We start from the raw sequence: 12,957 nt of genomic DNA on the forward strand, positions 1-12,957 counted from the left end.
ACATCTATGACCCCGTCTCCCCCGAGGACGGCCTGCCCATTGCCACAGGACCCTCCTGAAGTGGATAATAAGGGCGTTGACCACTCTTTCAGTTTTGGGCCTGGCGGGGAGCCCCCGGCGGGGGGGAAATAGCGATATCCTCGTAGATGAGGCCCTGGCGGGGGCCAGGGAGGCAGGTGCCAGCACCGAAAAGATCGTCCTGGAAGGGCTGGCAATCCGCCCCTGCCAGAACTGCGATGGCTGTCTCCACACCGGGGTCTGTATCATCGACGACGATATGCAGGCCATTCATTACAAGCTGAAGGAGGCCGACCGCCTGGTCCTGGCCGCCCCTGTCTTCTTCCTGGGCCTCCCCGCCCAGGCCAAGGCCGTGGTGGACCGTTGTCAGGCCCTGTGGATGGAGAAGTATATCGTCAAAAAGCGGAACATGTTCGCCCGAGACGGCAGCCGGCGGAAAGGCCTGTGGCTGTCGGTGGGGGGGAGGAAGGGGCTGGGAAACTTCGACGGGGCTCGCCTCACGGTGAAGAGCTTCTTCGCCACCCTGGACCTGGAGTTCTCCGGGGAATTCCTCTACCCCCAGATAGACCCCTACCGCTCCATCCTCCACCACCCCATCGCCCTGGATGAAGCCCGCCAAGCCGGAAAATCCCTGGCCACCCCCAATCCACCAGTTGACCAGGACTCATTGACAGGCAACACTTAATTGATTTAGCATACGATTGATTTAGCATAGGTAATAATTCTCGTTATTGAGGAGGTCATGTATGGAGCTGGTGAACGAGGTGAAGATAGGGGTGGTGAAGGGGACGGGTGTGGAGGAGATGGTGGAGGGGAACTTCCGGGAGGAGACGGCGGAGGTGGGGCTCTATCTGGCCATGGCCCGTCAGGCCCAGCGGGAGGGCTATCCCGAAGTGGGAGAGGCCCTCATCCGCATCGCCTGGGAGGAGGCGTGGCATGCGGCGGGGTATGCCGAGCTGGCAGGCAGGATTTCCCCGAGCACCCGGGAGAACCTGGAGAGGATGCTACAGGGCGAGGCTGCGGCCAACCGTGGAAAGAAGGAGGCCGTGGTGAAGGCCAAGGAGCTGGGGGTGGACCCCGCCCACGACTTCTTTGATGAGTCCAGCAGGGACGAGGGACGCCACGCCCGGGCCCTGGAGGGACTACTCAAGAGGTATTTCGGAAAATGAGACGGAGCCGGGCCCGGGAGGTGATTCTGGAGGAGCTGAAGGGGCTCAAGACCCACCCCCGGGGGGACGAGCTCTATGAGCTGGTCCGCCGGCGACTGCCCCGGCTCAGCCTGGGGACGGTCTACCGCAACCTGGACCTCTTCCGCCGGGAGGGACTGGCCCTGGAGATAGCCTGTGGCGACTTCAACCGCTATGATGGCGATACCTCGCCCCACAGCCACTTCTTTTGCCGAGCCTGCGCCCGCCTCTGGGACTGGGAAGAAGAGGTTGGGAAGAAGCTGGAGAGCAAAGGGGGCTTCACTCTTGAGGGGCGCTACACGGTCCTCTACGGCCTCTGCCCCGCCTGCCGCACTACAGCCACGGGCGGTGTCTCGTGAACAACAAGAGAACCCTGAGCCTGCTACTGCTCATTGCGTTGCTGCTTGTTGAAGCCTGCCGGTCGGGGGCAGGGGACGGAGCCAAGCCAGGCTACCGCAGCATAGAGCCGGAGGCCCTCCATTCTATGCTGGCGCAGGAAGACTTTCTCCTGGTCAATGTCCACATCCCCTATGAAGGCAGGATTCCAGGCACTGATACTTTCATCCCCTACAATGAAATTGACAACAATCGCAACCGGCTACCCGCCGATAAGGGGGCCAAGATAGCTGTCTACTGCATGACCGGCTCTATGAGCGAGATTGCCACCCGCCGGCTGGTAGAGCTGGGATATACTCAGGTGCTGGACCTGAAAGGTGGAATGCTTGCCTGGCAGCGGCAGGGCTATCCTCTGGAGGACTGGGCAAGGTAAGGGTCTGAATCAGGCCACGGTAGCCTGTGCCCCGACGGCCAGGGCCACGAGCAACCCCAGCCCTGTGGCAACCCCTGCCGGGAGGGCTGGCAGCACTTTTGGCTAGGGCTTCTTTATCCGGGAGAGGAGGGTCTCAAAGGTCCTGATGTGCCCTTCCTCATCGGCCAGTGCCTTCTCAATCAGGAGCCGCGAGGTGCTGTCCCTCGCTTGGGCCAGCAGGGGGATGTGCCGGAGGTAGAGTTCTCTGGCCTCGTATTCCAGCTCCAGGTCGTCCAGCACCATCCTGGCAAGGTCGCCCCCCTTGCGGATGGGGCGCATCCTGGTGGTGGGCTCGCCCCCCAGGGCCACTACCCTCTCCGCAAACTGCTCCAGGTGCTTCATCTCATCCCGGGACACCTTCTCAAAGAGCTCAATGATGGCCGGGCTGGCCATGCCCTCGGCCATATAGTGGTGCCAGAGGTACTGGATGATGGCCCCCAGCTCGTTGCTCACCCCCTCGTTGAGGATGGAAATAACCTTCTGGGTGTCAGCGGTGGCCACCGGTGCTACTCCCCGGGTTTGATTCCCAGAGTGGTCTCCCAGAGGGCGGCGTGCCCCTCTTCAGCGCTCACCACCTCTTCCAGCATCAGCCGTGTGGTGGTATCCCCCAGCTCAGCGGCCAGGCGGATGTGGCCCTTGTAGACCTGGATGGCATTGCGCTCCCCCTCCATATCGTCCCGGACCATCTTCTTCAGGTCGCCGCCCTTCTTGATGGGGGCCATCTGGCTGTTGGGCTCCCCACCCAGGTCCACAACCCTTTCGGCAAACCCCTCCAGATGCCCCATCTCCTCCCGGGCCAGCTTCTCAAAGAGGTCAATGACGGCGGGACTCTCCATACCCTCGGCCATGTAGTGGTGCCAGAGGTACTGGATGACGGCCCCCAGCTCCAGGCTTACGTCCTGGTTCAGGGCGTCGATGAGCTTGCGCGTTTCCTCCGGTTTCATTTCGCCTCCTAGCCTATCATTACAGATTTTTGCGCCACCGGGCAGGCACGACGCGCCTATTTTACCCTTTCTCTTCTCCCTGTGGCAAGAGGCAGTTTGCAGGCCTGGTCCCAGGGCTGGGGCTGGCCTCGGGGTCAGCGCCTGGGTTTCTCTGGGGAGACCCCGTCCCCTATTATCCAGCGCACCGCCTCCAGGAGGCTGGGGGCGGTGAAGTCAGCAGCCACATGTTTCTCCGGGGGGCCGGTGTTCACCAGGATAGCCTTGCACCCTAGGTTCCTGCCCGGTTCCAGGTCCCTTTCTCTGTCCCCCACCACATAGGAGGCTGCCGGGTCCAAGCCCAGCTCCCTGATGGCTGTAAGAAACAGCCCTGGCCTGGGCTTTCTGCACTCGCACCCCTCCTCGGGGTGATGGGGGCAATAGTAGATAGCATCCACCACGGCACCCCGGCGGCCCAGCTCCTCTCCCAGCTTCCTGTGGATGGCAGCCAGGGTCTCCCTGGTGAGGTAGCCCCGGCCAATGCCCGACTGGTTAGTAATGACCACCACCCTGAAACCCTCTTCGTTGAGGAGCCTTACCGCCTGCGGCACACCGGGCAGGAGGTGGAGGTCCTCCACCCTCCGGCAGAAGTGGACATCCCGGACCAGGGTGCCATCCCGGTCCAGAAAGACGGCCCTATACCCCCGCATCGGGGGTCCCCCCGATTTCCCTCAGACAGGTAGTGGTAAGATGGCAGAGAAGGAGGTGGACATCCTCAATCTGTTCCATAGAACGGCTGGGCACCACCAGACAGATATCCACCATGTCCCTGAGCTTCCCACCATCAAAGCCGGTGAGGCCGATGGTGGTGGCCCCCGCCTCTTTGGCCAGGCGGAGCGCATTGAGGACATTCCGGGAATTGCCGCTGCCGCTTATCCCTATGACCACATCCCCGGCCTGGACCCAGGGGGCGAGCTTGCGGGCGAAGACCTCATCGTAGGAAAGGTCGTTGGCCCACGCAGAAAGGAGGGGCAGGCTATCGGTGAGGGGAAAGGCCTTGATGGGGGGCTTGTGGGGGACCATGGCCCCCTTGGCCAGGTCGCAGGCAAAATGGGAAGCGGTGGCCGCCGAGCCCCCGTTGCCACAGATGAAGACCTGCTGTCTCTTCAGCCGGGCCTCCTCCAGGCGGAGGATAATCGGCTCTATCTTCTCCAGCGGCAGCCTGGCCAGGCTCTCCCCCACCTGGGCCAGGTAGCTATTGGCAAGTTCCGCTATGGACTGGACCTTCAACATGGAACTCTCCTCTTCCCGGAAAAGTAGAAGGGGGCCATCAGCACCAGGGAGACCAGGCCCGAGGCCAGCACCACATCCACCAGCTGGCCAAGGCGGGCATGGAACATGACCAGCAAGCTGACCTGGAGCCCGGCCGCCAGGAGGGCAGAATAGACCACCCCTGTCTGGCCCAGGGACAGGGCATAGCTCACCACCAGAAAGGAAACGGCCAGGGCGGCCATGCCTATGCTGTAGCGAAAGAGATAGGGGGCCCCCTGGAGGTATTCCTCTCCGAAGAGAGAGCGGACCGCCGTCTCGGGGAAAAGGGCAAAAAAGGAGACCGCAGCACCAGCCAGGGCCAGGGTGAGGATGAGGGCCCGGAGAAAGAGACGGGTGGGGGAAGTGCCCCTCTCCCTGGCCTCCGCTGTCTTGGGGAAGAGGGCCCAGGTGATGCCCCAGGGGGCATAGAAGGCTATCCTGCCCAGGACGGCGATGGCAGAATAGGTGCCAGCATCCTCCTGGCCGAGGTAATGCTTGGCCAGCACCATATCACCGTTGACCAGGATGGTAATGCCCAGGATGGCCAGGGAGGCCAGCCCGGTGTATGCCCCCAGCCCCGCCACCTCTGCCTTCTCCTTTCCCACCCGGCTCAGGTCCCGCAGGGAAAAGAGGCTCAAACCAAGGGCCAGAAGGAAGGACAGGGGTATGGCGGCCAGGCCGCCCCCAACCCCAAGCCCCAGACCGACAAAGAGGACACCCAGGAGGAGCTTGCTCACGGCATGCAGGGTCTGGCTGGAGCCCAGGGCCAGGAAACGCTGCAACCCCTGGAGGGTGCCCCAGCTCGCCGAGAGGACAAAGGCCACCATCAAGGAGGAGAACAGGATGAGGGCATATGACGGGTTTTCCACCTTCAGGAACCGGGACACCACGGGGCTGAGGCCCCCCAGCAGGACGAAACCCCCCAGCCCCAGGTAGAAGGTGCGCCTCAGGGAGTAGCGCAAGAGATAGTTGACCTGCCCCAGGCCCCCGTTGGCCCTGAACTGGGAGGTAAGACGGGCTACCGCTGCCGCAATGCTCTGAGAAAAGACCGAGACAATCACCAGAAGGGAGGTGAAGGTGAACAGGATCCCGTACTGCGCCGGTGGCAGGAGCACACCCATAGCTAGCTGGTAGAGGTAGCTGAAAAGGTTGACCGTCAGGCCAAAGCCCGCCATCACGGCACCCTGGAGGGCCATGTCATCAGCTTTAAATCTGGTGGCTAATCCGTTGAGCATTCGGCTTTTAGAGGACCAATCCCGCGCCCCCGAAGACAAAAGGAAGTAGAACATCCACCAGCACCAGTGTCAACGACCCAAAAGGGCCTTTCAGCCGCTAGGTTGAGAGGTGTTGGAACCAGGCCCTGGTGGCCTCAGCGATGGTCTCGGGGGTCCAGAGGGGGGCCTCCCGCCAGTATTCAATGTTCTCCAGCATGACCCTCACCCCGTCTTCAAAGGAGACCCTGGGTTGCCAGCACAGAAGACTTTGTATCTTGGATATATCGGCATGGGTGCGGTCAGGTTCCCCCGGCCGTTTGGGGACATGGACCACCCGCCCGCCCAAAAGCTCCACCAGGCGGTTGACACTATGAGTCTGGCCGCTGCCCACATTCAGCGCCTCCTGCCTCAGGTCCGAGCGTGCCGCCATGACCATGGCTTCCGCCACATCGCTAACAAAGGTGAAGTCCCGGCTCTGGGTGCCGTCCCCCACCACGGTGAAAGGCTCCCCATGGAGCTTCTGGGCCAAGAAGACCCCAAAGACCGCCCCGTAGGCCCCCGAGGTCCGCGAGCGGGGCCCATAGACATTGAAAAGGCGCAGGGAGAGGACGGGCAGTCCATAAACCCTTCCCCAGTGGAGGACATACTGCTCTCCGACATACTTGGTCAGGGCATAGGGATACTGGGGCTGGATTTCTGCCGTCTCGGGGGTGGGGAATATTTTGGGTAACCCGTAGCAGGAAGAGGAGGCAGCATAGATAAACCTCCTCACCTTCGCCGCACGGGAGGCCTCCAGGACGCTCGCCGTCCCCCACACATTGGCCCGGTGGTATGCCAGAGGGGAAACAATGGAGGGCACAATATCGGCCAGGGCGGCCAGGTGGAAGACCCAGTCCACCCCCTCAAAAAGGGGCCTGATACTGTCCAGGTCCGCCACGTCCGCCTGGTGGACGGACAGGCCCTTCCTATCGTGGAGGTGGGACAGGTTTTTCAGACGGCCGGCAGAGAGGTTGTCCAGGACCACCACCTGGTGGCCTTCGGCCAGGAGACGCTCCGCCAGGTGGCTGCCGATGAACCCCGCCCCTCCCGTAACCAGTGCCCTCATACTGTCCCCTATTCTTCTGACCCAAATGGGCCCTGTCAAGGCTCCAAAGGGTCCACTATGATGGCCTGGCTATGAGGCTCAAAGGCCTTCTTTTCATCCAGAGGACAGCCCGCCGCCTTCAGGACCATGAAAACCTCCGGGTGGCCCTACTCTATGCCCTGCTCATCGCTGTGGCCTATCCCCAGGTGGTCTTTATGGGCAAGACCCTGGTAGCCTCCGTCTATTACCCCCATGGGGTAGTGGCGGAGGGCCCCTACGGTTACCTGGGCAGAAGGATAGAGAACACCTTCAATCTGGACCTGGCCAGCCCGGCCTATTACGAGTTTCCTGTTAACCGCCTGGTGGGTGAGATATACCGCCGGGGCCAGCTCCCCCTCTGGAACCCCTATCAGGCGGCGGGGACACCTCTGGCCGCCCAGTATAGCAGCCGGGCCTTCTTCCCCTACCAGATTGCGGAGGATATCCTGCCTCCCTGGACCTGGGACTATTTCCTCCTGGGCCGGCTGTGGATTGCGGGGTTTCTTACCTACCTTTTCCTCAGGGCTCTTTCCCTCTCGCCAGCCAGTTCCTTCCTGGGAGGGGTCTTCTACATGTTCTCGGGGAGCCTGGTCTGGTTTATCAACCTGGAGCAGATGGCCAATGTGGCTATGCTGGTGCCGGGCCTCCTCCTGGCGACGGAGAAGCTGGTCCGAAACCAGGGGGGCAGATATATCGCCTGCTCCGCCCTGGCCTTTGGCCTGGTCCTCCTAGCGGGACAGCCGGAGACGGCCCTGTATTCCCTGGCCCTGGCCGCTGCCTATTTCCTTTTCCGTGTCCTCCGGGCAGGGGAAGGGGTAAGAGCAATATTAAGGCAAGGGGGGAGATATGTCTTTTCCTTTGGGCTGGGGCTGGGCCTCTCGGCGCCTCTGACCTTGCCTTTTATAGAGTTGATGGGAAACTCTTTCCATGTCCATCCGCCGGGGGGCCCGGTGGGTATTCAGGGTCCCATCCCGTATGCCTGGTCTGTCTCATTGCTCGTCCCCACCTATTTCCAGGAGCACACAATTTTCAGGGAATTCCCCCAGACTGGCATCTGGGACTTCCTGGGAGGCTACCTGGGGGTGGTGGTCGTCTTTCTGGCCTTCCTGGGACTCCTGTGCAGGGGAAGACTGGGGGCCTACGGCCTTTTCTTTTTCCTGGCCGGCCTTGTGGTCCTGCTGAAAAACTTCGGGGTGCCCCCGGCGAAATGGCTGGGCTATCTGCCCATCTTTGACCAAGCCTGGAGCGACCGGTGGGCCTCTCCGGCCTGGGCCCTTTCTTTCGCCGTAGCCGGGGCTATCGGCCTGGAAAGCCTGGGGCGAGAACCCGGGCCGGGGATGAAAGGTGGCATCTCCGCAGGTAGGCTGCGTCTCCTGGGGGTGGGGCTGGTCCTCCTTGGCCTGGGCCTGGCCTGGGTCATCCTCAGGCCCAGGCTTCTCTCACTCCCAGGTCCCCTTACTTTGAAAGGCCAGCTGGTCGCGGCCTACTTCCAGGCCCTCTCCCTGGGGGCGGGAGGCACAGCTATTACCGCCTCCTTCTTCCCCAGGGAAAAGAGGGGCGGGGCCTCTGTCCTTTCTGTGGCCGTAGCCCTGGCCCTGGTGCTTTTCCTGCTCATCGCCCTGGCCCTGGTCTCCCCACCCCCCTTCCCCGGAGAAGGGGGCCTGGTGGCCATAGTAGCCCTGACGACAGCCTCTATCCTGGTCTTCTCCCTTCAGGCGGGAAACCGAAAGGCCGCCTGGGGGATGGGAGCCCTGGCCGTCCTGGAACTCTGGTTCCATATTCCCAAAGGCTACAATATCTCCTGGCAATATCTGACCCTCATTCCCCTTCTTATCGGTCTGCCCCTGGTATTCGCCCTGGCCAGGGGGAAGGGGCGCTGGGCCGTCCTTTTTGCTCTGGCACCTGTGTTGTCTTATATCATCATCGATGCCACGGCCCCAAAAGGCCTTCCCCAGCGCTATGACCCCTTTACCGAGGCACCCTATGTCCAGTTCCTGAGGGAAAAGGCGGGCTATTACCGGATAGCTGGGGGTGATGGGGTGCTGATGCCGAACTATGCCGGCGCCCTGGGGGTCTACGATGTGCGGTTCATCAACGCCCTATCGGTGAACTCCTACCAGCACTATGCGGAGAATAGCCTCCTCCCGGGGCCCCATACGGTGCCTATAGACAGGCTCTGGTTCACCGGCATCCCGGATTACCTGAAGCCTGAAGAGTCGTCTTTCTATCAGGAAATCCAGGAACGGGCCTCTTTCTACTCCTTCCTGGGGGTGAAATATATCCTGGCTCCATCACCCGTCTCCATTGATATGCCCCTTGTCTATGACGGTGAGGCGAAGGTGTATGAAAACCCTTCTGTCCTCCCTAGAGCGTTCCTCGTCTACCAGGTGGAATACGCCTCCTCCTACCAGCAAGCCCAGGAGGCCCTGAGCCGGCCCGATTTTGACCCGCTCTGCCGGGTGGTGCTGGAGCAGGAGGCTTCCTTCAGCCCCCAGGAAGGCCGGGGGACTGCCCGCATCCGAGAATACCAGCCCAACAGGGTGGTCATGGAGACGCAATCGGAGACCCCTGGGATTCTGGTCCTCACCGATGTCTTTTATCCCGGCTGGACAGCCTATATAGATGGCAAGGCCGCCAAGATATACAGGGCCAACGGCCTGGTCCGGGCGGTGATGGTGGACAAGGGGGACCACACCGTCGTCATGAGCTACTTCCCCCGCAGTCTTGCCTTGGGCCTGGCTGTTGCCCTTCTTGCTGGGGTGGCCTGTTTGGCCCTGATGTTCAGGAAAAGGAACCAAAAGGGCCTTTCCGGTTCCTTACAACTCTTGGCATAATTTGGGTCATGCCCGACCGGACCCATCCTCAGCCCCAGGCCAAAGAGGGTTAACCTTGAAGAACCACAAAATAGTGCCCCTGGACGAACTGGCGCAAATAGTCTCCCAGTGCAAAGCAGAGGGCAAGAAGGTAGTCCACTGCCACGGCGTCTTTGACCTCCTGCATCCCGGACACATCCTGCATTTTCAGGCCGCCAGGGGCCTGGGGGATGTCCTGGTGGTTACCATCACCCGGGACGCCTATGTGGACAAGGGGCCGGGAAGGCCGGTGTTCAAAGAACGCCTCAGGGCTGAATCTCTTGCCGCCCTGGAGGTCATAGACTATGTGGCCTTCAATGACTGGCCCACGTCGGTAGAGACGATAAGAAAGCTCAGGCCCGATATCTATGCCAAGGGCAGTGACTACCGGCACCCCGAGGACGATCTTACGGGCAAGATTAAAGAGGAAGAACAGGCCATCCTCTCCGTTGGGGGGAAGGCCCATTTCACCGACGAGCTAACCTTTAGCTCCACCAGCCTGCTCAATGCCCATTTCAGCGTCTACCCGGAGGCGGCGGAGAAGTTCCTGAGGGATTTCCGCCAGAGGTATTCCGCCGAGGAAGCAATCAAATGGTTCCAGAAACTCCTTCCCTTGAAAGTGCTGGTCTTGGGGGACACCATCATCGATGAATACCATTACTGTGTCCCCATGTCCAGGTCCCCCAAGGAAAACCTCATCCCCGCCAAGTACATTTCAGAGGAGACCTTTGCCGGGGGCATCCTGGCCTCAGCCAACCACGTAGCGGGTTTCTGCGCCGATGTCCACCTGCTCACCTGCCTGGGCATTCAGAACAATTACGAGAAATTCATCCTGCAACACCTCAGGCCGAATATAAAGGGGAAGTTTTTCTACCGGGAGGATGCCCCTACCGTTGTGAAACGGCGCTTTGTTGACCCAGCCTTCCTGAGCAAGATGTTTGAGGTCTGTTTCATGAACAGCCACGAATTGCCCCCTGCCGTGGCCAAACAAATAGAAGGCTATCTGAATGCATGCATATCCCAATATGACCTGGTAGTAGTGAACGACTTCGGCCATGGGTTTATGACCCAGGAAATAATAGATGTTGTGTGTGAGAAGTCCCGCTTCCTGGCAGTGAATGCCCAGACCAATAGTGCCAACATGGGCTTCAATCTTATTACCAAATATCCCCGGGCCGATTATGTCTGCCTTGATGAGGCCGAGGCCCGCCTGGCCTGCCACGATAGGACGGGGGACCTCAGGGAGATAAATACAATGCTGGCCAAAAGCTCAGGGTGCAGTAAGGTGGCTGTCACCCAGGGGCACAAGGGATCACTGGTCTATGACAGGGAGGGGGGATTCTTTGAGATCCCCGTCTTTTCCCTGGAAGTAAAGGACAGGGTTGGCGCCGGCGATGCCTATTTTTCCATCACCTCCCCCTGCGTGGCGGCGGGGTTCCCTGGGGACCTGGTGGGGTTTATTGGCAATGCGGTAGGGGCCCTGGCCGTCCGCATCGTGGGCAACAGGACCCCCGTGGAGCCTGTTCCCCTTTTCAAATTCATCAAGGCCCTTCTTGCAGCCTAAAGAAAGGGAAGCATGACATCGGAGAAACATATCCTGGTAACCGGTGGCTGTGGCTATGTAGGCAGCATCCTGGTCCCCAAGCTGGCCAGGGAATACAGGGTCACGTTGATAGATAGCATGATGTTCGGCAATCACCTGCAGGGTGTGGAGAATGTCACCACTGTAAAGGGCGATATCAGGGACTATACTCTGATGCGTTCCCTCCTATCCTCTTGCACCGATGTCATCCACCTGGCTTCCATAGCCAATGACCCCTGCTCTGAGCTTGACACAGCCATGACCCAATCAGTAAACCGGGATGCGGTGGAGCATCTGGTAAGAGCTGCCAAGGAGCAGGGCGTCCGGAGGTTCATCAGCGCCTCATCCAGTGCCGTATACGGCGTAAAGGAAGAGGAATCGGTGACCGAAGACCTCCCCCTCGCCCCCCTCACCCTCTACGCGAGGCTCAAGGCCGAGACAGAGAGAATCGTGGCCAGCGCCGCCGGCAGGGATTTCGTCACCGTTTCCATCCGGTCAGCAACTGTATGCGGTGTCTCACCCAGAATGAGATTTGACGTAATTGTCAATATGATGGCCAAGATGGCCATCGCCGGCGGGGCGATAACCGTTCATGGCGGCGACCAGTATCGGCCCAATGTCCATATTGATGACATCACCGACCTTTACCTCTTCCTCCTGGAAACCCCGGCGGAGAAGATAGGTGGCCGGGTGTTCAACGCCGGGGCCAAGAACCACACCGTCCTGGAAATAGCCCAGATGGCTCAGGAGGAGGCCGGTGGGATAATCTACCTGGATAGCAACGTCACGGACAACCGGTCCTATCGTATATCATCGGGGCTGATAAGAAGAGAGCTGGGCTGGGAGCCCCGGAGGACGATTCGGGATGCCATAAAGGACATCAAGAGGGCCTTTGACGGGGGTATGTTCCCCGACCCCGATGACGATATCTTCTACAACATCAGGACCATGAAAGCTCTTCAGCCGAGCGATAAACGGTGACGAACAAGGAATTCCACCTGAATCTTTGCCGGATGATGCTTCTGATTCGGCGCACCGAAGAGAAGATTGGTGAGCTCTATCCAGAGCAGGAGATGAAGTGTGCAGTGCACCTTTCCATTGGCGAGGAGGCCTCGGCGGTCGGTGTTTGCGCCGCCTTGAGAGGGGACGATGTAATCTACAGCACTCACCGCTGCCATGCCCACTATCTGGCCAAGGGCGGAAACCTCAAGCGCATGGTGGCCGAACTATATGGAAAGGCCGCAGGCTGTTGCCGGGGCAAGGGCGGCTCCATGCATCTGGCTGACCCCGAGGTTGGGATGATGGGCTCTTCCGCCATTGTAGCCGGGTCCATACCCCTGGCTGTGGGCTCGGCCCTGGCCTTCAGCATGAAAGGGAATGACAGAGTGGCAGTGGCCCTTTTCGGCGACGGCGGGGCGGAACAGGGCTCTTTCACGGAGTGCCTTAGTTTTGCTTCTCTGAAGAGTTTGCCTGTCATATTCGTTTGCGAGAATAACCTGTACGCTACCCATACGCATATTTCAGCCCGCCAGTCTAAAGACAACATCCACCAGCGGGGCGAGCCTTACGGGGTTCCCGGCACTCAAATAGACGGGAACGATGTGCTGGCAGTCTATGAGGCTGCTTTCCAGGCCGTGGAACGCTGTCGTTTGGGGAAGGGCCCTTCTCTACTGGAGTGTCGCACCTATAGGTGGAGGGGGCATGTTGGGCCTGACTATGACTATGACCTGGGCTACAGAAGCAAACAGGAACTGGAGGAATGGATGCGCCGATGCCCCATTTTGACTTATGAAAGGAGTCTGGTCAGTGCTGGGATTTGCAGCCAAAGCGACCTTGACTTGATTAGGGAAGAAGTGGATGAAGAGGTCGCCAGGGCTGTAACCTTCGCGAAAAGCAGCCCGGAGCCGGAGATGGACGAGCTTCTGCAGGACGTCTATTAGGT

The 12,957-nt window shown here is 60.3% G+C and carries 14 protein-coding genes; 8 read left to right on the forward strand and 6 right to left on the reverse strand.

What is annotated here, in order from left to right; all coding sequences use genetic code 11:
- The first annotated feature begins 76 nt into the window (after positions 1–76).
- The 4 genes from KJ624_01220 (at position 77) to KJ624_01235 (ending at position 1,974) form a co-directional block, all read left to right on the forward strand.
- Positions 77–703, forward strand: a complete 627-nt coding sequence (locus tag KJ624_01220) for a flavodoxin family protein (protein MBU2008461.1) — start codon at positions 77–79, stop codon at positions 701–703.
- Between the two features lie 61 nt (positions 704–764).
- Complete coding sequence (locus KJ624_01225; protein MBU2008462.1) at positions 765–1,187, forward strand: rubrerythrin family protein; 423 nt, start codon at positions 765–767, stop codon at positions 1,185–1,187.
- A complete protein-coding gene (locus KJ624_01230; protein MBU2008463.1) occupies positions 1,184–1,564 on the forward strand; it encodes a transcriptional repressor in 381 nt (126 codons plus the stop codon). Before KJ624_01225 ends, KJ624_01230 begins: the two co-directional genes overlap by 4 nt.
- A complete protein-coding gene (locus KJ624_01235; protein ID MBU2008464.1) occupies positions 1,561–1,974 on the forward strand; it encodes a rhodanese-like domain-containing protein in 414 nt (137 codons plus the stop codon). Before KJ624_01230 ends, KJ624_01235 begins: the two co-directional genes overlap by 4 nt.
- Before the next feature lie 102 nt (positions 1,975–2,076).
- On the opposite strand, the gene KJ624_01240 is transcribed toward KJ624_01235, so the two are convergent.
- The 6 genes from KJ624_01240 to KJ624_01265 all read right to left on the reverse strand — a co-directional run bounded on the left by KJ624_01240 (position 2,077) and on the right by KJ624_01265 (position 6,563).
- Positions 2,077–2,514 carry a hypothetical protein gene (locus tag KJ624_01240; protein MBU2008465.1) on the reverse strand — a complete coding sequence of 146 codons (438 nt, stop codon included), beginning with the start codon at positions 2,512–2,514 and terminating at the stop codon, positions 2,077–2,079.
- Between the two features lie 5 nt (positions 2,515–2,519).
- A complete protein-coding gene (locus tag KJ624_01245; GenBank protein MBU2008466.1) occupies positions 2,520–2,957 on the reverse strand; it encodes a ferritin in 438 nt (145 codons plus the stop codon).
- Positions 2,958–3,091: 134 nt separating this feature from the next.
- Complete coding sequence (gene gmhB / locus KJ624_01250; GenBank protein MBU2008467.1) at positions 3,092–3,643, reverse strand: D-glycero-beta-D-manno-heptose 1,7-bisphosphate 7-phosphatase; 552 nt, start codon at positions 3,641–3,643, stop codon at positions 3,092–3,094.
- The gene (locus KJ624_01255) at positions 3,630–4,226 is read right to left on the reverse strand and encodes an SIS domain-containing protein (protein MBU2008468.1); all 597 of its coding nucleotides are present in this window, start codon (positions 4,224–4,226) and stop codon (positions 3,630–3,632) included. The genes gmhB and KJ624_01255 overlap by 14 nt, the downstream gene beginning before the upstream one ends.
- Entirely contained in the window at positions 4,220–5,479 is a 1,260-nt protein-coding gene (locus KJ624_01260) for a hypothetical protein (protein MBU2008469.1), read from the reverse strand. Before KJ624_01260 ends, KJ624_01255 begins: the two co-directional genes overlap by 7 nt.
- A 97-nt stretch (positions 5,480–5,576) precedes the next feature.
- Entirely contained in the window at positions 5,577–6,563 is a 987-nt protein-coding gene (locus KJ624_01265) for an SDR family oxidoreductase (GenBank protein MBU2008470.1), read from the reverse strand.
- Positions 6,564–6,634: 71 nt separating this feature from the next.
- On the opposite strand from KJ624_01265, the gene KJ624_01270 reads away from it, so the two are divergent.
- From KJ624_01270 to KJ624_01285, 4 genes are read left to right on the forward strand one after another with little or no spacing between them, the layout of a single operon-like run.
- A complete protein-coding gene (locus KJ624_01270) occupies positions 6,635–9,415 on the forward strand; it encodes a YfhO family protein (protein ID MBU2008471.1) in 2,781 nt (926 codons plus the stop codon).
- Between the two features lie 55 nt (positions 9,416–9,470).
- Entirely contained in the window at positions 9,471–10,997 is a 1,527-nt protein-coding gene (locus KJ624_01275) for an adenylyltransferase/cytidyltransferase family protein (protein MBU2008472.1), read from the forward strand.
- Between the two features lie 12 nt (positions 10,998–11,009).
- On the forward strand, positions 11,010–11,996 hold the full coding sequence (locus KJ624_01280) for an SDR family oxidoreductase (protein ID MBU2008473.1): 987 nt from the start codon (positions 11,010–11,012) through the stop codon (positions 11,994–11,996).
- A gap of 32 nt (positions 11,997–12,028) precedes the next feature.
- Positions 12,029–12,955: a thiamine pyrophosphate-dependent dehydrogenase E1 component subunit alpha gene (locus KJ624_01285; GenBank protein ID MBU2008474.1), complete on the forward strand. Its 927-nt coding sequence runs from the start codon at positions 12,029–12,031 to the stop codon at positions 12,953–12,955.
- Positions 12,956–12,957: the final 2 nt, after the last annotated feature.

This window comes from Chloroflexota bacterium, from assembly GCA_018825785.1.
GTDB lineage: Bacteria > Chloroflexota > Dehalococcoidia > JACVQG01 > JAHKAY01 > JAHKAY01.